Annotated in this window: 17 protein-coding genes; 3 read left to right on the top strand and 14 right to left on the bottom strand. The window is 57.8% G+C overall.

The genetic code is table 11. The features are described 5' to 3' along the window. Nucleotides 1–174 precede the first annotated feature (174 nt). Nucleotides 175–1,059, top strand: coding sequence for a nucleoside-specific channel-forming protein Tsx (locus OSH03_RS16370; RefSeq protein WP_028012146.1), 885 nt, complete (start codon nucleotides 175–177; stop codon nucleotides 1,057–1,059). Between the two features lie 120 nt (nucleotides 1,060–1,179). Here the strand turns inward: OSH03_RS16370 and OSH03_RS16365 are convergent, their stop codons facing one another. From OSH03_RS16365 to queA, 7 genes are all read right to left on the bottom strand, one after another. Then, complete coding sequence (locus OSH03_RS16365) at nucleotides 1,180–1,860, bottom strand: helix-turn-helix transcriptional regulator (protein ID WP_061099053.1); 681 nt, start codon at nucleotides 1,858–1,860, stop codon at nucleotides 1,180–1,182. Nucleotides 1,861–1,874: 14 nt separating this feature from the next. Beyond that, entirely contained in the window at nucleotides 1,875–2,240 is a 366-nt protein-coding gene (locus OSH03_RS16360; RefSeq protein WP_061099054.1) for a VOC family protein, read from the bottom strand. A gap of 141 nt (nucleotides 2,241–2,381) precedes the next feature. Next, complete coding sequence (gene secF, locus OSH03_RS16355) at nucleotides 2,382–3,353, bottom strand: protein translocase subunit SecF (RefSeq protein ID WP_028012143.1); 972 nt, start codon at nucleotides 3,351–3,353, stop codon at nucleotides 2,382–2,384. Nucleotides 3,354–3,363: 10 nt separating this feature from the next. After that, nucleotides 3,364–5,211, bottom strand: coding sequence for a protein translocase subunit SecD (gene secD / locus OSH03_RS16350; RefSeq protein WP_071888278.1), 1,848 nt, complete (start codon nucleotides 5,209–5,211; stop codon nucleotides 3,364–3,366). Between the two features lie 27 nt (nucleotides 5,212–5,238). Next, on the bottom strand, nucleotides 5,239–5,571 hold the full coding sequence (yajC, locus tag OSH03_RS16345) for a preprotein translocase subunit YajC (protein WP_000007630.1): 333 nt from the start codon (nucleotides 5,569–5,571) through the stop codon (nucleotides 5,239–5,241). 22 nt (nucleotides 5,572–5,593) lie between these two features. Then, nucleotides 5,594–6,721 carry a tRNA guanosine(34) transglycosylase Tgt gene (gene tgt / locus OSH03_RS16340; RefSeq protein WP_266179593.1) on the bottom strand — a complete coding sequence of 376 codons (1,128 nt, stop codon included), beginning with the start codon at nucleotides 6,719–6,721 and terminating at the stop codon, nucleotides 5,594–5,596. 55 nt (nucleotides 6,722–6,776) lie between these two features. Further along, nucleotides 6,777–7,847, bottom strand: coding sequence for a tRNA preQ1(34) S-adenosylmethionine ribosyltransferase-isomerase QueA (queA, locus tag OSH03_RS16335; RefSeq protein ID WP_028012140.1), 1,071 nt, complete (start codon nucleotides 7,845–7,847; stop codon nucleotides 6,777–6,779). 92 nt (nucleotides 7,848–7,939) lie between these two features. Here queA and acpH point away from each other — a divergent pair, with 92 nt between their 5' ends. Beyond that, nucleotides 7,940–8,521: an ACP phosphodiesterase gene (gene acpH / locus OSH03_RS16330; protein WP_061099057.1), complete on the top strand. Its 582-nt coding sequence runs from the start codon at nucleotides 7,940–7,942 to the stop codon at nucleotides 8,519–8,521. A gap of 127 nt (nucleotides 8,522–8,648) precedes the next feature. Beyond that, on the top strand, nucleotides 8,649–9,251 hold the full coding sequence (locus OSH03_RS16325) for a peroxiredoxin C (protein ID WP_003859113.1): 603 nt from the start codon (nucleotides 8,649–8,651) through the stop codon (nucleotides 9,249–9,251). A gap of 43 nt (nucleotides 9,252–9,294) precedes the next feature. On the opposite strand, the gene OSH03_RS16320 is transcribed toward OSH03_RS16325, so the two are convergent. The 7 genes from OSH03_RS16320 to phoB form a co-directional block, all read right to left on the bottom strand. Continuing rightward, nucleotides 9,295–10,680: a DUF3999 domain-containing protein gene (locus OSH03_RS16320; protein ID WP_266179592.1), complete on the bottom strand. Its 1,386-nt coding sequence runs from the start codon at nucleotides 10,678–10,680 to the stop codon at nucleotides 9,295–9,297. Next, nucleotides 10,677–13,298 carry a DUF2339 domain-containing protein gene (locus OSH03_RS16315; RefSeq protein WP_266179591.1) on the bottom strand — a complete coding sequence of 874 codons (2,622 nt, stop codon included), beginning with the start codon at nucleotides 13,296–13,298 and terminating at the stop codon, nucleotides 10,677–10,679. Before OSH03_RS16315 ends, OSH03_RS16320 begins: the two co-directional genes overlap by 4 nt. Nucleotides 13,299–13,384: 86 nt before the next feature. Further along, on the bottom strand, nucleotides 13,385–15,202 hold the full coding sequence (gene malZ, locus OSH03_RS16310; RefSeq protein WP_266179590.1) for a maltodextrin glucosidase: 1,818 nt from the start codon (nucleotides 15,200–15,202) through the stop codon (nucleotides 13,385–13,387). 140 nt (nucleotides 15,203–15,342) lie between these two features. Then, nucleotides 15,343–16,716, bottom strand: a complete 1,374-nt coding sequence (gene proY / locus OSH03_RS16305; RefSeq protein WP_028012135.1) for a proline-specific permease ProY — start codon at nucleotides 16,714–16,716, stop codon at nucleotides 15,343–15,345. Between the two features lie 81 nt (nucleotides 16,717–16,797). Beyond that, nucleotides 16,798–18,117 (bottom strand): branched-chain amino acid transporter carrier protein BrnQ, encoded by a 1,320-nt coding sequence (gene brnQ, locus OSH03_RS16300; RefSeq protein ID WP_061099062.1) that lies wholly within the window; start codon nucleotides 18,115–18,117, stop codon nucleotides 16,798–16,800. A gap of 409 nt (nucleotides 18,118–18,526) precedes the next feature. Then, the gene (gene phoR / locus OSH03_RS16295) at nucleotides 18,527–19,822 is read right to left on the bottom strand and encodes a phosphate regulon sensor histidine kinase PhoR (protein ID WP_253540899.1); all 1,296 of its coding nucleotides are present in this window, start codon (nucleotides 19,820–19,822) and stop codon (nucleotides 18,527–18,529) included. A gap of 21 nt (nucleotides 19,823–19,843) precedes the next feature. After that, on the bottom strand, nucleotides 19,844–20,533 hold the full coding sequence (gene phoB / locus OSH03_RS16290) for a phosphate response regulator transcription factor PhoB (protein ID WP_008503265.1): 690 nt from the start codon (nucleotides 20,531–20,533) through the stop codon (nucleotides 19,844–19,846). Nucleotides 20,534–20,709: the final 176 nt, after the last annotated feature.

Below are 20,709 nucleotides of genomic sequence, written 5' to 3'. Positions count from 1 at the left end.
TTAAAGTACGCAAACGTGAACGCAATCGATTACGCGCGTGAGAGATATGTGAAACAACACATATTTTTGTGAGCAGGGATTCCTATAATAGGCACCGCAGAAACACGAAATATTTAGAAACGCAATTCGCGCATTTTTCACTCCCGGAAGGGAATTTCAATCAGTGGCATGATTATGAAAAAAACATTACTCGCAGCCGGTGCAGTTCTGGCACTGTCCTCCTCTTTCACTGTTAACGCAGCGGAAAACGAGAAACCACAATACCTCTCCGACTGGTGGCACCAGAGCGTTAACGTGGTAGGCAGCTACCACACCCGTTTCGGACCACAGATCCGCAACGATACCTACCTGGAATACGAAGCGTTCGCCAAGAAAGACTGGTTTGATTTCTACGGCTATATGGATGCACCTGTATTCTTCGGTGGTAACACCGATGCGAAAGGTATCTGGAACCACGGTTCCCCACTGTTCATGGAGATCGAACCGCGCTTCTCCATCGACAAGCTGACCGGTACCAGCCTGGCGTTTGGTCCGTTTAAAGAGTGGTACTTCGCGAACAACTATATCTACGACATGGGCCGCAATAAATCCGGTCGTCAGAGCACCTGGTATATGGGTCTGGGTACCGACATCGACACCGGCCTGCCAATGAGCCTGTCCCTGAACGTGTACGCGAAATACCAGTGGCAGAACTACGGCGCTGCGAATGAAAACGAGTGGGACGGCTACCGTTTCAAAGTGAAATACTTTGTGCCAATTACCCAGCTGTGGGGCGGTAATCTGAGCTACATCGGCTTCACCAACTTTGACTGGGGTTCAGACCTGGGCGACGACGATTTCCGTGACCTGAACGGCAAGAAAGCGCGTACCAACGATTCCATCGCCTCCAGCCACATCCTGGCGCTGAACTACGATCACTGGCACTACTCTGTAGTTGCGCGTTACTGGCACAACGGTGGCCAGTGGAACGACGACGCGAGCCTGAACTTCGGTAACGGCGACTTCAGCGTCCGTTCTACCGGCTGGGGTGGTTACCTGGTCGTGGGTTATAACTTCTAATCAGTGCGGGACCGTGCGGGCTGATGCCCTCACCCTGACCCTCTCCCACAGGGAGAGGGAACAAACACTAAAAACGGCAATAGACATTGCCGTTTTGCTTTTACCTCGCCACCCGGCTTTTTACTGCTTAACTTTCCGCAAAAAATCCGCCAAAGACCTGTCCGCACTCTCGCTGAACCGCCTCTCCGTCATCACTATATTGAGACACCGGTCGAGCCGGAAACAGCGATAATCATCGCGCCGTTCACACCACGCCGCCAGCAGCCAGCGCTCCCCCCAGAAAAACAGCCCCAGCGGCTGCACCTCACGCTTTGAGAGCTGACCGGCTTCATCACGATAATGCAGCGCCAGCACGCGCTGGGCGGAAATCGCCTGATGGATCATGTCAAAATCGCTGCGGGAGTGGCTTTGCATGCAGAATTCCGGGGCGTAGATCCGCGTCTGCTCCGCCTTCCGGCGGCTCTCCTCGGGCAGGATAGCCAGCACCTTTTCCTGGGCCGACTCCAGCTCGCGCGACAGCGATTCCCCACCCCAGGTTTTGAGCAGGCGAATCGCGACCATCAGCGCCTCGGACTCCTTATTTGTCAGCATCAGCGGCGGCAGGTCAAAGCCCGACATGAGGCGATATCCGCTTCCCGCCTCGCCCTCCACCGGCACGCCGGAAAGCGACAGGTCGCGGATATCGCGGTAGACCGTGCGCTCGGACACGCCAAGCCGCTCCGCCAGATGCGCTGCCGTTGTCAGACGCCTGCCCCGCAGGATCTGCACAATCTGAAACAAACGGTCAGCGCGTCGGGTCATAACGTCATTCGCTCTCAGGCAGGTTGATGAAGGCCGACGCGGTTACCCTCGCTGTCGGTAAACAGTGCGATAGTGCCGATACCGTGCGGCAGTTCCAGCGGGCCAAACACGCACTCGCCGCCCGCAGAGGCAATGCGATCGAGCGTGGCCGCCAGGTTGTCAGTATGCAGGTAAATAATAGCGCCCTGCAAAGACGGCGTAACGCCGTCAAATTTTGCCAGCGCCCCCCCGGTATACGGATCCTCATGCGGGAAAACCGCCAGTTCAGCCACGTCCATTTTCTCGCGACGCAGCGCGAGCTGCATCACCGGCTCATAAAATTTGATGGCGCGATCCATATCCGAGACCGGAATTTCAAACCAGTTAATTACGCTTTTCATACATCCTCCTGCCTGTTGTTTGGGTTCAGAAGGAGTCTACGGCAGGGCTCCTGACAGCATACTGTCAGGAGTGTTTGTCAGGAGCAGATAAAAAAATCCCGGCCAAAAGACCGGGATTCCGATAACGCGCTAAACGTCGCCTTACGGCAGAATGGACGGCTGATCCGCCCCTTCTTTCTCGACTTTCTGCTGGAGCAGGTGCTCGCGCTTCATGCCCAGTTTCAGTGCCAGGGCTGACGCGACGTAGATTGACGACGCTGTACCGATGGAGACACCGATCAGCATGGTCAGCGAGAAGCCTTCCAGCACCGGGCCACCGAACAGGAACAGCATCAGGATCACCATTAAGGTGGTACCGGATGTGATCAAGGTACGGTGCAGCGTCTGGGTCAACGACACGTTAAAGATTTCGTACGGCGTGCCGCGACGGATCTTACGGAAGTTTTCACGGATACGGTCAGATACCACGATACTGTCGTTCAGTGAGTAACCGATTACGGACATCAGGGATGCCACGATGGTCAGGTCAATCTCAATGTGGAACAGAGACAGTATGCCCATGGTGATCACCACGTCGTGCGCCAGGGCGATAACCACACCGGCCGCCAGTCGCCACTCAAAGCGGAAACCAACGTAAACCAGGATGGAGATCAGCGCCACCAGCAGCGCCATGGCGCCGGTTTGCGCCAGGTCCGCACCCACGCTCGGGCCGACGAACTCAATACGCTTGACCGCCGCGCTCTGGCTGGTGGTCTCGTTAATGACCTGTACGACCTTGCTGCCCAGCTCCTGGCTGCCGTTGGCATCGTGCACCGGCGGCATACGCACCATGATGTCGCGGCTGCTGCCGAAGTTCTGCAGCAGCGGCTCTTCAAAGCCCGCTTTCTGCAGAGACAGGCGCATCTGGTCCATATCGACCGGTTTTTCCAGGGAGATCTCGATGACCGTACCACCGGTGAAATCCAGCCCCCAGTTAAAGCCTTTCACGCCCATAACGATGATGGACAGAATCAGCAGTAAGCCTGAAATGCCGAAGGCCCAGTAGTCCCAGCGCATAAAGTCCCAGACTTTACGGCCGTGGTTCAATTGTTCAACAGTATATTCCTGTGCCACAACGCACTCCTCAGATAGACAGCTTTTTGACGCGCTTGCCGCCGTACAGCAGGTTCACGATGGCACGGGTGCCGACAATAGCGGTAAACATTGACGTTGCGACACCGATACCGGTGGTAATCGCAAAGCCTTTGATCGCGCCAGTACCCACTGCATACAGGATAAGAACCTTAATCAGTGTTGTTACGTTCGCATCGAAGATGGAGCTGAACGCGCCTTTATAGCCTTCGTCAATCGCCTGCTGAACAGAGCGACCGTTGCTCAACTCTTCTTTTATACGCTCGTTAATCAGTACGTTGGCGTCGACCGCCACCGCAAGGGTCAGAACGATACCCGCAATCCCCGGCATGGTCAGCGTCGCCCCCGGCAGCAGGGACATAATGCCGATGATCAGCACCAGGTTCGCAATCAGCGCGGAGGTCGCAATCAGACCAAACTTCTTATAGAAGAAGATCATGAAGAGGATAGAGACAGCCAGACCGGCCAGACACGCTTCCAGACCCTGCTGGATGTTTTGCATACCCAGAGTTGGACCAATGGTACGTTCTTCAACAATCTGAATTGGCGCAATCAGCGCACCAGCACGCAGCAGCAGCGAGAGCTGACGCGCTTCGTTCGGGTTGTTAATACCGGTAATACGGAAGCTGTTACCCAGACGAGACTGGATGTTGGCGATGTTAATCACCTCTTCCTCTTTCACCAGCACAGCACGGCCGTTTGCATCTTTCTTACCGCTGTCTTTGTACTCCACGAACAGGGTCGCCATCGGTTTGCCGATGTTGTCCTTGGTGAAGTTAGACATGATGTTACCACCCGCGCTATCCAGCGAGATGTTAACCTGCGGCTGGTTGTACTCATCCTGGCTTGAAGTGGAGTCGGTGATGTGGTCACCGGTCAGGATCACGCGTTTGTACAGCACAACCGGCTGACCTTCGCGGGTCTGTTTCACTTCGGAGTCACCCGGAATACGGCCAGACGCCGCGGCGGACTGATCGACATTAGAGTTTACCAGACGGAATTCCAGCGTCGCGGTCGCACCGAGGATCTCCTTAGCACGCGCGGTATCCTGGATACCCGGCAGTTCAACCACGATACGGTCAGCACCCTGACGCTGTACCAGCGGCTCAGCTACGCCCAGCTGGTTCACACGGTTACGCAGAATGTTGATGTTCTGCTGAACGGCATATTCACGCGCTTCTTTCAGACGCGCATCGGTCATCACCGCGCGCAGTTGGTTGCTGCCCTGAGAGGTGATCACCAGGTCACGGTGACGTTGGGTCAGGTAATCTACAGCCTGATCGCGCGCCGCGCTGTCGCGGAACGTGATGCTCATGCCGTAGTTATCTTCTTTACGCACGGTAGTGTATGGGATGCCTTTGTCGCGCAGATCGCTGCGCAGGCTGTCGATATTCTGTTCCTGCAGCTTGCCGAGCGCGGTATCCATATCCACTTCCATCAGGAAGTGAACGCCGCCACGCAGGTCAAGACCCAGCTTCATTGGCTCTGCGTTCAGCGCAGCCAGCCAGCGAGGGGTTGCAGGAGCAAGGTTAAGCGCCACGACATATTTGTCACCCAGCACGCCCATCAGCGCTTCGCGAGCGCGGAGCTGCGTGTCGGTGGTGTCGAAGCGAGCAAGAATTGCACCCTCTTCCAGAGCCACAGACTTAGCGGTAATTTTTTCTTCTTGTAACGTTTTCTGGACCTGGATCAGCGTTTGCTCACTGGCGGCGACACCGCGCGCGCCAGTGATTTGAACAGCCGGATCCTCACCATACAGGTTGGGAAGCGCGTACAGCAGGCCGACGATAATCACGACGACCAGCATGATGTACTTCCACAAAGGATAACGGTTTAACACGGCAGTTCCCTTTGGGAAAAGTTGGGATTACAGCGCCTTCATGGTGCCTTTCGGCAGAACGGCAGCTACGAAGTCACGTTTGATAACCACTTCAGTGGTGTCGTTCAGGGCGATAGCAATGTAGCCGCTTTCAGCCACTTTGGTTACGCGACCGACCAGGCCACCGTTGGTCAGCACTTCATCGCCTTTCGCGATGGAGTCCATCAGCTTTTTGTGCTCTTTGGTACGCTTCTGCTGTGGGCGCAGGATCATGAAGTAGAAGATCAGACCGAACACAACCAGCATCAGGATCAGAGACATCGGGCTGCCCTGCGCCGGAGCACCTGTTGCCGCTACCGCATCAGAAATAAAAAAGCTCATTCAAATTCCCTCATTATTAATATTAATCAACGTTCAACGGTGGAACATCCCGCCCCTGACGTTGGTAAAAATCGGTCACGAAGCTCTCTAATTTACCCTCTTCGATAGCCTTGCGTAAACCAGACATTAAGCGCTGATAGTAGCGAAGATTATGAATCGTATTGAGACGCGCGCCCAAAATCTCGTTACAGCGATCGAGATGATGCAGATACGCGCGAGAATAATTGCGACAGGTATAGCAATCGCACTCGGAATCGAGCGGGCTGGTGTCACTCTTATGCTTCGCGTTACGGATTTTCACCACGCCATCGGTAACGAACAGATGGCCGTTACGCGCGTTGCGGGTTGGCATCACGCAGTCGAACATATCAATGCCGCGACGTACGCCTTCCACCAGATCTTCGGGTTTACCCACACCCATCAGGTATCGTGGTTTATCCGCCGGGATTTGCGGGCAGACGTGCTCCAGAATGCGGTGCATGTCTTCCTTCGGCTCACCCACAGCCAAACCGCCGACAGCGTAGCCATCAAAGCCTATCTCTACCAGACCTTTAACAGAGATATCGCGTAAATCTTCGTAAACGCTGCCCTGAATGATGCCAAACAGCGCATTTTTGTTCTGCAGGGAGTCAAAACGGTCGCGGCTGCGCTTCGCCCAGCGCAGAGACATCTCCATAGAGCGTTTCGCGTAGTCCCACTCTGCCGGGTATGGCGTACATTCGTCGAAGATCATTACGATGTCAGAGCCGAGATCGTACTGAATCTCCATCGACTTTTCTGGATCGAGGAAAATCGGATCGCCGTTGATCGGGTTACGGAAGTGTACGCCCTGCTCGGTGATCTTGCGGATATCGCCAAGGCTGAAGACCTGGAAGCCGCCGGAGTCGGTCAGGATCGGGCCTTTCCACTGCATAAAATCGTGCAGATCGCCGTGGAGCTTCATGATCTCCTGACCCGGGCGCAGCCACAGGTGGAAGGTATTGCCGAGGATAATCTGTGCGCCAGTGGCTTCAACTTCTTCCGGCGTCATCCCTTTTACGGTGCCGTACGTGCCCACAGGCATAAACGCGGGGGTTTCCACCACGCCGCGATCAAACACCAGGCGACCGCGACGCGCGCGGCCATCGGTGGTATCGAGTTCAAATTTCATTTTTATTCCTCTGTGCCAGAAAAACAGTCCAACACATTATTCCGGTGCCGCGGACTTATTCCCCGACACGCTCATTCAAAGCCAGCGGATTGTACGTGATAAACATCGCGTCCCCGTAGCTAAAAAAGCGATATTTTTGTTCTACCGCAGACTTGTAGGCATTCATCGTATGCTGATAACCCGCAAACGCGGAAACCAGCATAATCAGCGTCGATTCAGGCAGATGGAAGTTGGTCACCAGCGCGTCAATCACTTTGTACTGATAGCCCGGGTAGATAAAGATCTGCGTATCGCCAAAGAACGGCTCGATCAAACCGTTTTTCGCCGCCTGCGCGGCGCTCTCCAGTGAGCGCACGGACGTCGTACCGACGGCCACGACGCGGCTACCGCGCGCTTTCGCCGCCAGCACCGCGTCCACAACATCCTGAGGCACTTCGGCATACTCGGAGTGCATGATGTGGTCTTCAATGCTGTCCACGCGCACCGGCTGGAAGGTGCCCGCGCCGACGTGCAGCGTCACAAACGCCATCTCCACGCCCTTCGCGCGCAGTTTTTCCAGCAGCGGTTCATCAAAGTGCAGGCCCGCGGTCGGCGCCGCGACCGCGCCAGGCTTCTGGCTGTAGACGGTCTGGTACAGCTCGCGGTCGGCCTCTTCGTCCGGGCGCTCAATGTACGGCGGCAGCGGCATATGGCCGATGGCGTTCAGGATGTCGAGCACCGTGCGCTCGTCGTCGAACGCCACCTCGAACAGCGCGTCGTGGCGCGCGGTCATGGTCGCCTTGATGCTTTCGTCATCGCCCAGCAGCAGCTCCGCGCCCGGCTTCGGTGCCTTAGAGGCGCGAATATGTGCCAGAATACGTTTATCATCGAGCATACGTTCAACCAGCACTTCAATCTTGCCGCCGCTGGCCTTACGGCCAAACAGGCGCGCCGGGATCACGCGGGTATTGTTAAAGACCAGCAGATCGCCAGGGTTGAGCTTGTCGAGCAAATCGGTGAAAGTACCGTGCGTCAGCTCGCCCGTTGGCCCATCCAGTGACAGTAAGCGACAGCTGCTGCGCTCAGGCATGGGATAGTGAGCAATCAGGGATTCAGGTAGTTCAAAGGAGAAATCGGCGACGCGCATGACGTATACTCGTGACTTAAAAACAGGCGGCATAGTCTAGTGCTCACACCCTTTTGCTGCAACAACTAGCCGCCACTGGACAAATAAAACGCATGAATTTTCTCGCTCACCTGCATCTGGCACACCTCGCTGACAGCTCCCTTTCCGGCAATTTGCTGGCCGATTTCGTGCGCGGCAACCCCGCTGAAGCGTATTCCCCCGAGGTTGTCGACGGGATTTTTATGCACCGCCGCATTGATGTCATCACCGATAACCTGCCCGAGGTGACGGAAGCAAAAGCGTGGTTTCGCCCTGAAACGCGCCGCGTTGCGCCGATCACGCTCGACGTGATGTGGGACCACTTCCTGTCTCGTCACTGGGAACAGCTCTCGCCGGAGATGCCGTTGCCGGCGTTTGTGCGCTACGCCCGCCAGCAGGTGTCGATAATTCTGCCCGACTCGCCGCCGCGCTTTGTGAATCTGAATAACTACCTGTGGTCGGAGCGCTGGCTGGAGCGTTATCGCGAGATGGACTTTATCCAGAATGTCTTGAATGGGATGGCGAGCCGCCGCCCGCGGCTGGACGCGCTGCGCGACTCATGGTATGACCTGGATGAACATTACGATGCGCTGGAGAGCCAATTCTGGCAGTTTTATCCGCGCATGATGGTGCAGGCGAAAAACAAACAGCTGTAACAGAATTCACATTGATAGGTAAAAGCTGGCGGAACGATTGTCGCCACCTCTTTGTCTTATCCATGAACACTCTCTATACTGGCTCGCGTTGCGTTCCAAATAACCTTAGTATCTACAGGAGAATCATATGGTTCTGGTAACTCGTCCGGCTCCGGATTTTACAGCTGCAGCAGTTCTGGGCAACGGTGAAATCGTTGAAAACTTCAACTTCAAACAGCACACCAACGGTAAAGCGACCGTTCTGTTCTTCTGGCCAATGGACTTCACTTTCGTTTGCCCGTCTGAGCTGATCGCGTTCGACAAACGTTATGAAGAATTCCAGAAGCGTGGCGTGGAAGTGGTTGGCGTCTCCTTCGACTCTGAATTTGTACACAACGCATGGCGTAACACCCCTGTCGAAAACGGCGGCATCGGTGCGGTGAAATACGCAATGGTTGCGGACATCAAACGCGAAATCCAGCAGGCTTACGGTATCGAACATCCGGACGCTGGCGTTGCGCTGCGCGGTTCCTTCCTGATCGACGCAAACGGCATCGTTCGTCACCAGGTTGTGAACGATCTGCCGCTGGGTCGTAACATCGACGAAATGCTGCGCATGGTTGACGCGCTGCAGTTCCACGAAGAGCACGGCGAAGTGTGCCCGGCTCAGTGGGAAAAAGGTAAAGAAGGTATGGCTGCTTCCCCAGACGGCGTAGCTAAATACCTGTCCGAGAACGTATCCAGCCTGTAATCGGCACGGTTTACGAAAGAGGCCCGCTGATGCGGGCCTTTTTTTATGGCTTACGCTGCGTCTCTCGCCAGATGCGCCAGGCCATGCCCGCCAGCAGAATTACGCCCGCAATCAGCACGCCCCACACCAGCAGCGCGTTCATCCGGCTCTCCCGCTCGGACGCAGAGGTCGCGGTCAGACGCCCCTCGCCGCCTAACGCGACATCATCCAGAATGTCGGCCTGCGGCAGGTTCGCCATATCATAGGTTTTGCGCAGATCGGCTGGGATCAGCATGTCAGGCTCCACGCTGGCAGGCTTTGCAGCGCCATTGCCCCAGGCAAGCACGTATGGCGCTTTTCCCTGCGCGTTGAACACCAGGTCATAGCGGTCGCGATGCCCGGTGACGCTCGGCAGGTATTCCGGCAGACGCGCATTCAGCGTCGCGATCTTCACCGCCTGCACCAGGCCCCCGTTAAGCGAAACCGGTGGAGACGTTTTCCCCTCCAGACGGTAAAGAACCTCTTTTTTCAGGGGGTGCCATGTGTCTTTATCCGAACTCCGCCACGCTATCTCGACGGGAAGGACGCCGTCGCCGTTCAGTGAGATGCTGACAGCGCTCAGCGGCTGCGGACGCGCCCAGCGCCACTGCGCTTCGCTTGTCGATAGCTGCTCCCCTACCCCTTCAAGATCGATCGCGTCCGGCGCCGCCCGCGCAGGGGCGCTGATCGCGTTAACGCCGGTTAAGGTCACCCCCTGGCTCTGGGCATTCAGCACGACCAGGAGATAGCGATTCGTATCGGGAGACAAAACGATATCGGTATCGATCCTGTCGAGCTTAAGACGATCCTGCCCGCTCACCACGTCCAGCAGCGGCATATCCTCACGCAGGCTATACCAGCGCTTAAGATCGTCGCTGTAATAGACCGACGCCGTTCCCTGCCACGGCGTCTGCGGGGTATTCCAGAGCAGCTGCAGCTGGGACAAAGCCACCTCACCCGTAGCCTGCTCCGGCAGGGTCAGCAGGTAATGCTGCCCGGCTGCGGCGGCTTTTTGCCCCTCCAGCACAATCTCGACGCCGTTTCCGGAACGGAGCAGGATCTTATCGCTCTCCCCATCCCCTCGCGCAGGCGCAAGCGGTGAGGCGTCCAGAGGAAAGAGGCGCAGCGCCGTGGATTGCGCTGCCGCCTGCGGGCGCGTCGCGGTGACCAGGCTGAAGGGGACCGGCTCGCCCGACTGATTAAAGACGCGAACGTCATGCAGATCCGGCGACGTGCTCTGCGCATAGACGGCGAGCGGCAACGTCACCCGATACCACTGGGAGGGAGCAGACGTATTCAGCGAGCGGCCAAAGGCATAGTCCCGGGGCGATTCCGTTTGTACCTCGTCGCAGAGCGCCGGGCCTGCAAGCGCCAGCAGCGCGGTACATAATACCGCTTTCATCCATTTCATTTTTCATCTCCTGTTTTGGGCGGTAGCGGCGAGAAATACCCCACGATCAGCACCAGTATTGCCACGCCGATAAACGCCACCGCGCGCGACAGACCGCCTCCGCCCGCGCTGTCCACCAGCATCAGTTTAACCATCACCACACCCAGCAGCGCGGCGCCGCCAAGCCACTCCTGACGGGAGGCCCGGCGGGTGGCGTGGACCATGATCACCAGCGCGCTCAGCATCCAGAAGAGGGCAAACGCGGTCTGGATCAGCCGCGAATCCCACAGCGATGCCGTATTCCAGGCCACGTCGCCGTACCAGGCCAGGGCGCGCATCAGCGCGCCGTTAAGCCACCAGAAGCCAAACGCCATAATCGCGACGGCAGGCCACGGACGGGCCTGCGCAAGCCATGCCGGATAGTAGCGATCCACCGCCCGGTAAAAGACCACCAGCCCCAGCAGCGCGAACGCCGCGCCTTCCTCAAGCGGGTTCACCAGCGGCAGCCAGGTCTGACGATAAACCACGCCGTCCTGGAAATTGGTCACCACCAGCAATACCAGCAGCGCCGCGATCGCGGGGATCGGTGCTATGCACGCGTAAAGCGCGGGCCACTCCCGGAACGGCCACCCGCGACGACGCACCACTGCAGAGAGCGCCACGATCATCCCGCCGCCTGCGGCCATCGCCAGCCCGCTGCCCCAGGCCGCCATGCCCCACGGCAGCGACTGGGCAAACCAGTAAAGCTCCGCCGCCAGCGCCAGTAAAATCATCCAGAACAGCGACAGATGCAGCCCTCCAGAGACGCGCGGCGCTAAACGGGCGCCGTCGCGCCGCAGCAGCATCAGCGCGGCAGGAAGCGCAATACCCCAGGCCAGATTTGACCAGCCGGCGGCAAACATCTGCTGGTGCGAGAGCTGATAGCCCACCATCAGCAGCATCAGCGGCCACAGCAGCCATTTGCTGGCATCCAGCTCCCGCCACGCCAGACGAGCGGCAGCCTGCCGCCAGCCCCAGACCGACGCCGCCGTCAGCGCCAGCACGCAAGCCAGAACTGGCAATTCCTGCTTCAACACCAGCCGCGACGCGCCAAATAGCGCCACGAGCCAGAACAGCAGCCCGCCTGCCAGCAGCGCCCAGCTAACCGGCAGAAAGATGTTCCGCCACAGCCAGGCCGCAGCCAGCCAGCAAAGGCTGAGGATGGCGAAGATAAGCAGCAGGCTCAGCGAGGTCACGCCGTTCATCTGCGCCCACAGCGCGCTGCCGAGCGCCAGCACCAGCAGCGCCGTCCCGCTATAGCTCATGCGCCGCTGGTTCTGCTGCATGCCCAGCCAGAGGATGCCCAGCCCCTCCAGCGCCCAGGCCATTGCCGTCCAGCGCGCGGAGAGCGCCAGCGGAATCGCAAGCGTGGCAAACCCTCCGCCGATAGCCAGCGCCGCCATCACCAGCGGTCGCCCGATGGACGGATAGCGGCGCAGCGCAAGGAACGCGAGGGCAAGATAAAATGCCCCGTATCCCAGCGCGCTCAGGGCCGGGCCATATTCCCAGTGCCGGGTCATGCCGTACTGCATCCCGAAGCCTATCAGCGGCGGGGCAAACAGCAGCACGCCGTCAATAATCTGCTTCCCTTTCTCCTGCGCCCGCAGCGACAGCGCCACGCTCAGCACGCCGAATATCAGCGTATTGGCAATCAGGAACAGCTGGCAGATCCAATAGTCTTCAGGCTGGTAATCACTCAGCCCCCACAGGCCGCCCACGCCAAAGGTAAAGAGCAGCCCGAGCAGGTTAAGCTCGCGCCAGTGCTGCCAGATGCTGATGGCGAGAATGCCGATGGAAAGCAGGAGATAGAAGGAGAACAGCGCCACAAAGCTGCCGCCCCCGGTAGATAGCAGCAGCGGCGCAAGATACCCGCCCAGGCTCGCCAGCATGGCAAGGCTCAGCGCCTTTTGCAGGACGGCCAGCCCGACGCTCGCGGCGCAAATCACCACCAGCAGCGCAAAGGCCAGCGTCATCGGCAGCATCTGCCAGAGCCGGAAGGCACCGAAGACCGTCAGGTAAAGAATGCCCGTCGCCCCGCCCTGTAAGATAAGCGCGTAGATAGGCTGCTTGTGCCGCAGCCGCCACCCAACCGCCAGCAGCACGATGGCAAACAGCGCCGTCGCCACCAGGCGCAGCTCAAGCGGGAACAGGGAGTGTTCAACGGTATAGCGCAGCAGGAAAGAGAGGCCGAGGAAAAGCAGCAGAATGCCAAGCTTCGCGAGCGGATTGCCCTGCATAAACCAGCGCGTCAGCGACGTCACAATGCCGCCAAAGGCAGAAGGCTGTTTAGCCGCAGGCGCAGAGGCCGGAGCGGGTTTTGCCTCGGCTGTGGGAGTTTCGGGACGCCAGGGATCGACAGGCGCGGGCGCGTCCTCAGCCACCGGCGCGGCCTCAACCGCCGGAGTGGCCGCTTGCACCTGTTCTGGCTCCGGCGCTATCTCAGCCGCACCGCGCTGCTCAAGCGCCTCAATGCGCTGGCGTAGCCGGGCGATCTCCTGCTGCGCCGCCGTGCTTCGATTAAACCCGATAACCGCAAGCACGGGCGCAACCAGCAGCGCAAAAACCAGGAATAAACAGCCAAGGATGTAAAGCTCGTCCATGTTTCCACCTTCACCGTAAACGATCCGTTAAGATTGACACAAATCGTTGCATTTGCGCCATCTTAAAAGGTGGAAACATTAGCGCATTAGCTGCCGAGCCAGACCGTCGCGGATACCGCAGGCAGCGCCAGCACGCCATCCTGTATCGTCGCCTTGCCCTCTTTGTTCGTCCACCTCGCCACCTTAAGCAGAGGCGAATCATCCAGCACCACTTCGCAGGCCTCGCCCCGGTTAATCGCCACCAGCACGCGCTGCTGGTTATAGACGCGGACAAAGACCACCACGTTATCGTGGGCGTACGCCACCTGGCAGCCGCCGTAGCGCAGGGCGAGACTCTGCTTGCGCAGTTTCGCCAGCCGCTGGTACAGGCTAAACAACACCTTGTCCTGTTTCTCTGCCTCCCACGGGAAGGTTTTGCGGCAGAACGGATCGTTGTTGCCGTCCAGCCCCACTTCGTCCCCGTAGTAAATGCACGGCACGCCCGGCCAGGTGAAGAGCCAGGTGACCGCCAGCGGCAGACGCGCCACATCCTTGCCGAGCAGGGATTTAAAACGCGCGGTGTCGTGGCTATCGAGCTGGTTAAACATCCGCAGCTGCTGCTGATGCGACAGGCCAGCGCGATAGTTATCCATCCACGCTGCGCAGGTTTCGGCGTCAATATGGTTCGGATCGTAGGAGATATCGGTGTTAGCCAGGAATCCCCACAGCGGGAAGGTAAAGCCGCGATAGTTCATCGCCGCATCTTCGGCATCGTTTTGCAGCCACTGGCGCGCGTCGCCAAAATGTTCGCCAAAGACAAACGCCTCCGGCTGGGCCGCTTTCGCCGAACGCGCGATCCCGGCCACGTGCTGAAGGTTATTTCGCGCCCCGCCCGCTTCACCGAGCATATGCACCACGTCAAGACGCCAGCCGTCCATGTTCCACGGCGCCTTCAGCCAGTGGCGGACGATGCTGTCTTCGCCGCCGTAGATTTCATTCACGAGCGTTGGCGACTGGAAATCCAGTTTAGGCAGGCTTGGGTAGCCCAGCCAGTCCAGCGCGCGCCCCTCCTCGTTAAAGCTGTACCAGTCGCGCTGCGGCGAGTCCGGATTATGGCACGCCCCGCCCATCGACTGGTTATGACGGTCAAACCACGCGTGCGAATCGCCGCTGTGGTTGAACACGCCGTCCAGGATCAGGCGCATCCCCTCCTTTTGCGTGTTCTCACGCAGGCGCAGCAGCGCCTCGTCGCCGCCAAACTGCTCATCAACGTGACGATAATCCTGGGTATCGTATTTATGTACGCTCGGGGCTTTAAACACCGGGTTGAGGTACAGCGCCGTCACGCCGAGTTTTTTCAGGTACGGCAGCTTTTCACTGATGCCGTCGAGATCGCCGCCGTAGAACGTCGAGCCGCCCGCCTGCGCCGTCACCGGTTCATCCCATTTTTTCAGGATGATGTCGTGACCGGCGGCATGATGGTAATAGACCGTGTCCTGGCCGGCGGTGCGTTTTTCACTGCGCGCAAAGCGGTCCGGGAAAATCTGGTAAAAGACCCGATCGTTAACCCACTGCGGGCCGTTATCCGGATAATCCACGGCAAACTGCTCCAGCCGCGCGGGAGGGAAACGGCTAAATCCCTGCGGGGTAAACCACAGCTGGCGGTTGTTCCACAAAAGCTTAAAGCTGTAACGGCGGCGCGGCTGCCCGCTGCGCAAATCGATATTTGCCCGCCACGCCGTAATCCCCGGCTGAGGCTGGCTGCGCAGCTTGTGCATTTTCAGCCCGGTCTCTTCGTTATCAATTTCGGCGCGGAGCGTCACGCGTTCCGGCTGATTTTCCCCCGCCAGCCAGAGCGTAATCACAAGGTTGTCTTTGTTTTGCTTAACAAATGGGGCAACCGGAAGGTGCCAGGCGTTTAACATCACGAATCCCCTCTGATGAAATTGACGTCACCTTGCCACAGGGTGGTTAAGGATAGCTCACCATGACGTGATTTATTGGGGGAGGAGGACGGGGGATGAGGCAAAAATCCCCTCTCCCACGGGGAGAGGGAAAATGGATATTACTGTGCTTCCGCCAGCTGGCGGTCACGGCGGCACTTAAACACCCAGCCGATCAGCAGCAGAACGATCCACGCGCAGCCCACGTACAGAGAAATGCGGGTATCCGGGTGGTAGCCAATCAGGCCAATGATAAACACCAGGAAGATCAGCCCGACCACGGTCGTCGCCACCCCGCCCGGCACTTTAAACTTCAGCGCTTTCGCCTCATCCGGCGACAGACGGCGGCGGAAGGCAATCTGCGACAGCAGGATCATGATCCACACCCACACGGTCGCGAAGGTCGCCAGGGACGCAATCACCAGGAAGACGTTCTCCGGCATGATGTAGTTCAGGTAAACCGAGAACAGCAGCGCCACCGTCATCACCACTACCGTCACCCACGGCGTGCCGCGGCGTGAAGTTTTCGCGAACACCTTCGGCGCGCTGCCCTGCTCCGCCATGCCGTGCAGCATGCGCCCCACGCCAAAGACGTCACTGTTGATCGCGGAAAGCGACGCGGTCAGCACCACAAAGTTCAGAATGCTGGCAGCAAAGGCAATGCCCATATGCTGGAAGGTCAGAACAAACGGGCTACCGTTAGTGCCCACCTGGTTCCACGGGTAGATGGACATAATCACGAACAGCGTCCCCACGTAGAACACCAGAATACGCATCGGTACCGAGTTGATGGCGCGCGGAATGGACTTCTCCGGATCTTTCGCTTCCCCGGCGGTGATGCCGATAATCTCGATGCCGCCGTAGGCGAACATTACCATCTGCAGCGACATAACCATCCCGAGCCAGCCGTTGCTGAAGAAGCCGCCGTTGCTCCAGAGGTTATGAATGCCGGTCGGCTGGCCGCCGTTGCCAATCCCCCAGATGATGATCCCGAAACCGGCCACAATCATGATGATGATGGTCGCGACCTTGAAGAAGGAGAACCAGAACTCCAGCTCGCCGAACACCTTCACGCTCATCAGGTTGACGGCGCAAATGAGCAACACCACGCTCAGCACCCAGATCCAGTGCGGCACCGCCGGGAACCAGACGCCCATGTAGATGCCGAATGCGGTTACGTCGGCAATCGCCACAATCAAAATTTCAAAGCAGTAGGTCCAGCCGGTGATAAACCCGGCCAGCGGGCCGAGGTTTTCCTGCGCGTAGCGGGAGAAGGAGCTGGCAGACGGGTTGTGAACCGACATTTCGCCGAGGGCGCGCATGATGATATACGCCGCCACGCCGCCGATGATGTACGCCAGCAGAACGCTTGGACCGGCCATTTTGATGGCATCTGCCGAGCCATAAAAAAGACCGGTGCCGATAGCAGAGCCCAGCGCCATAAAGCGGATGTGGCGCGTGCTCAATCCACGTTTAAGTTTGTTAGTGCTTTCCATTTAAATCTTGCCATTCAACACGAAAAAAACAAAAAACCACGGGGCCTTAAGCCCCGTGGTTAAACAGTTTGTTGCCGTTGATTAATGAGCGTTCGATGCGACCTGACGCCCTGCAGCACGATCCCAGATAACCGCCAGAACCAGTGCAACAACGGTAGGCATCAGCCAGGCCAGGCCCTGCTCGGACAGCGGCAGACGCTGTGTCCAGGCTGGCAGAATTTCAGCGAACGCTGATGCTTTAATCCCGTCAAGGATACCAAAAATCAGGCTGATAAACATGGCTGGCGCAATAATTCGTGAGGAGTTATGCCACCACGGACGGGTGAAGCTCAGCACCACCAGCACGATGCACGGCGGATAGATCGCCGTCAGCACCGGAATAGAGACCTGAATCAGGTGGCTCAGACCGAGGTTAGACACCGCCATGGAGAAGATGCCGAGGATAAACACCAGGGTACGGTAAGAGAGCGGCAGATACTGCGCAAAGAACTCTGCACAGGCGCAGGTCAGGCCAACCGCGGTTACCAGACACGCCAGGAAGATCAGCGCCGCCAGCAGCATGCTGCCCGCCCCACCGAAGGTGTGCTGAACGTAAGCGTGCAGGATAGCCGCACCGTTCGCGTTCTGATCGACCAGCATCGCGCTATCGGAGCCCAGGCGGAACAGCGCCAGATACAGCAGCGTCAAGCCCACACCGGCCATCAGGCCAGCCCAGATGGTATAGCGGGTCAGCAAACGCGCTTCGGTCACGCCGCGGGAACGCGCGGCGTTAACGATAACGATACCAAACACCATCGCGCCCAGCGTATCCATCGTCAGGTAGCCGTTCACAAAGCCGTTAGAAAACGCGGCGTTTTTATAGGCATCCATCGCGTCGCTAATCGGGCCGGCTGGCCAGATGATGGCCGCCACGGCCAGCACGATCAGCGCCACAATTTTCAGCGGCGCCAGGAAGTTACCGACCGTGTCCAGCAGCTTGCCCGGATAGAGGGAAACCAGAATAACGATGGCGAAATAAATCAGGCTGTAGATGAACAGCGGCATCGCGCCGTCGCCGGTCAGCGGGGCGATACCCACTTCGAAGGAAACGGTCGCGGTACGCGGGGTAGCAAACAGCGGACCAACGGCCAGATAGCAGACGGTTGCCAGCAGAACGCCAGCCACTTTGCCAATCGGGGTGCTGAGGCTATCCACGCCGCCACCGACTTTCGCCAGCGCGATAACGGTCAGTACCGGCAGACCCACGGCAGTAATCAGGAAACCAAACGCGGCGGTCCAGACGTGTTCACCCGCCTGTAAGCCAACCATTGGAGGGAAAATGATGTTGCCTGCGCCAACGAACAGCGCAAATGTCATAAAGCCCAGCGCGATAATGTCACGCGATTTTAAGTGATGGGTCATAAAACCTTACTGCCTGTGGATGTGGTGTTGAAAACGTTGAGATTTTCGATTTCCCTGACGGGACGATACAGCCGAAAATTTGCTCAATTTCAGCGGGAAATGCTCCCGTCCTGGCGTGGAGAAGAATAGTTTTTCGATTTACCACGCAAATACAGTCGGTCTGACAGTATCTGGGGGGCAATTTAAACGCTTATAACGTTTAAAGGCAAGGAGGGATCGCAAAACCAGAACAATATGCCAGTATGAAAACGCACACCAGAACAATGCGCTAATTATAGGAAAAACCCATGGCTAATCATGCGAACAAAAAACAGCCAACCGTATAAAATTCACACGCGTTTCGCTTGACTGCAAAGCAAACGGGCCAGCGATTGCTGACCCGTGGAAAGGTAAAATGACACGCCTGCCGTCAGGCGCTTTTTTTGGCAATTAATCGTTCCGGGATAACGAAACTGAAGCGGGTTCCCTTACCCAGGGTACTCTGGATATCAAGACGGCTTTCATGGTGATTCACCGCGTGTTTCACAATCGCCAGCCCCAGGCCGCTCCCCCCCGTCTGCCGCGATCGCGCTTTATCCACCCGGTAGAAGCGCTCGGTCAGGCGCGGAATATGCTCCGGGGCGATCCCCGGCCCGTTATCCTCCACGCTAAACTCGGCGCCTGCCGGCGTATGCTGCCAGCGCACCACGATATCCGTCCCTTCCGGCGTATGGTTTACCGCGTTGTACACCAGGTTGGAGATGGCGCTACGCAGTTCATCCTCGCTGCCCAGCACCTTCAGCGTATTGTCGACGTCAAAGGTCAGCTGATGTTTTTTATGGCTTAACGTCTGCGCTTCACGCTCGACGACGCGCAGCATCATGGGCACATCAATGGTGTCATTCAGCGCAAGCGACGGCGCCGCTTCAATCTTCGACAGCGTCAGCAGCTGCTTCACCAGCCCTTCCATACGGTGCGTTTGCTCGCGCATCGTATGCAGCGCTTTTTCACGCGGCGCGCCTTCCAGGGTTTGCTCCTGCATCATCTCCAGGTAGCCCTGCAGCACGGTCAACGGGGTGCGTAGCTCGTGGCTGACGTTGGCGAAGAAGTTACGACGCGCCCCTTCCAGCTGGTGCATCTGGGTCACGTCGCGCGCCACCATCAGCCACTGGCGATCGCTGTAGGGCATCACGCGGATTTCCAGATGGCGGCCGTTATTCAGCTTCAGATTGTGGGGACGGGTGAAATCACGCTTTTTAAGATACAGCGTGAACTCGGGATAGCGCAGAAGGTTGAGGATGTTCTGACCATTATCGTCCGGCCAGCGCAGGCCCAGCAGCTGTTGCGCAAGCCCGTTACACCAGAAAATAGTTCCTTCTTCTGTCGTCAGGATCACCGCATCCGGCAGCGACTCTGCGCCGCTGCGAAAGCGTTTGATCAGGCTTCCCAGCTCGCGACGGCGCTTTTTATTACGCATCTGCATCTGGTGCAGGCCGTACAGCAGCGGCTCCCAACTGCCGCTTCCCGGCGGCGGCGTCATACTGCGGTCAACCCACAGCCACCAGGAGAGACGAAGCAGGTTCCAGAAATGCCAGACTAACAGCCCGGTAACCGCCGCCAGCAGAAACCACGGCAGGTGCCCAATAATGGCCCCCAGAAGGAGGGCCGGAATACAGCATAAGATCAGTTCAAAGACGAGCCTTTTCCATGACAGACGTTCCAGCACGCGTCACACTCCTGTCATTGTTCAGAAACGGGTCGAGAAACGATAACCCGTGCCGCGGACCGTCTGTACCATGCGATCGTGGCCGCTCAGTTCCAGCGCTTTTCGCAGGCGGCGGATATGTACGTCAACCGTCCGGTCTTCGACATACACGTTAGTTCCCCAGACGTTATTCAGCAACTGCTCGCGGCTGTAAACGCGTTCCGGATGGGTCATAAAGAAGTGCAGGAGTTTAAATTCGGTAGGCCCCATGTCGAGGGGATTTTCGCCGGTCATCACGCGGTGTGACGTAGGATCAAGGCTCAGGCCCTGCATCTCAATCACCTCTTCCACCGCCATCGGCGAAATACGGCGCATGACGGCCTTAATGCGGGCAACCAGCTCTTTCGGAGAGAAAGGTTTAGTAATGTAATCGTCCGCGCCGGTCTCCAGACCGCGCACGCGATCCTCTTCCTCTCCGCGCGCCGTGAGCATCACAACCGGGATGTCGCGGGTCAGCGCTTCACGCTTCAGGTGTTTGATAAACTGCAGTCCGGAGCCGCCGGGCAACATCCAGTCAAGCAGAATCAGATCGGGCCAGGGTTCATTCAGCTGGTTCACCGCGCTGTCATAATCTTCCGCTTCAACCGGCTGGAAGCCATTTTGTTCGAGCACGAAGCACACCATTTCACGAATTGGAGCTTCATCTTCTACGACCAGAATACGTCTCGCCATACTTTGCCCTGTCTTATCTTATTTAAGTTACAAGTTTGTAATGCGGCGCCATTATGCGTCAGATTTATGACAGATTTATGAAAAACAGTACCACTATAAATGGCAAACTGTTGTTTTATTACAGCGGTTATTTTCCTCTCCCTGACAGTTTATAATCGCCCGCATCGTTTTTCGCC

Origin of the sequence: Enterobacter nematophilus (assembly GCF_026344075.1) — a bacterium.
Classification (GTDB): Bacteria; Pseudomonadota; Gammaproteobacteria; order Enterobacterales; family Enterobacteriaceae; genus Enterobacter; species Enterobacter nematophilus.
The sequence above is the reverse complement of the archived record's forward strand: the minus strand, read 5'-3'. Positions and strand labels throughout refer to the sequence as shown.

Bases quoted from the DNA above. Each gene is read 5' to 3' on its own strand.
- OSH03_RS16370 (WP_028012146.1), top strand. From the start codon at position 175: ATGAAAAAAACATTACTCGCAGCCGGTGCAGTTCTGGCACTGTCCTCC.
- OSH03_RS16365 (WP_061099053.1), bottom strand. From the start codon at position 1,860: ATGACCCGACGCGCTGACCGTTTGTTTCAGATTGTGCAGATCCTGCGG.
- OSH03_RS16360 (WP_061099054.1), bottom strand. From the start codon at position 2,240: ATGAAAAGCGTAATTAACTGGTTTGAAATTCCGGTCTCGGATATGGAT.
- yajC (WP_000007630.1), bottom strand. From the start codon at position 5,571: ATGAGCTTTTTTATTTCTGATGCGGTAGCGGCAACAGGTGCTCCGGCG.
- tgt (WP_266179593.1), bottom strand. From the start codon at position 6,721: ATGAAATTTGAACTCGATACCACCGATGGCCGCGCGCGTCGCGGTCGC.
- queA (WP_028012140.1), bottom strand. From the start codon at position 7,847: ATGCGCGTCGCCGATTTCTCCTTTGAACTACCTGAATCCCTGATTGCT.
- acpH (WP_061099057.1), top strand. From the start codon at position 7,940: ATGAATTTTCTCGCTCACCTGCATCTGGCACACCTCGCTGACAGCTCC.
- OSH03_RS16325 (WP_003859113.1), top strand. From the start codon at position 8,649: ATGGTTCTGGTAACTCGTCCGGCTCCGGATTTTACAGCTGCAGCAGTT.
- OSH03_RS16320 (WP_266179592.1), bottom strand. From the start codon at position 10,680: ATGAAATGGATGAAAGCGGTATTATGTACCGCGCTGCTGGCGCTTGCA.
- OSH03_RS16315 (WP_266179591.1), bottom strand. From the start codon at position 13,298: ATGGACGAGCTTTACATCCTTGGCTGTTTATTCCTGGTTTTTGCGCTG.
- malZ (WP_266179590.1), bottom strand. From the start codon at position 15,202: ATGTTAAACGCCTGGCACCTTCCGGTTGCCCCATTTGTTAAGCAAAAC.
- proY (WP_028012135.1), bottom strand. From the start codon at position 16,716: ATGGAAAGCACTAACAAACTTAAACGTGGATTGAGCACGCGCCACATC.
- brnQ (WP_061099062.1), bottom strand. From the start codon at position 18,117: ATGACCCATCACTTAAAATCGCGTGACATTATCGCGCTGGGCTTTATG.
- phoB (WP_008503265.1), bottom strand. From the start codon at position 20,533: ATGGCGAGACGTATTCTGGTCGTAGAAGATGAAGCTCCAATTCGTGAA.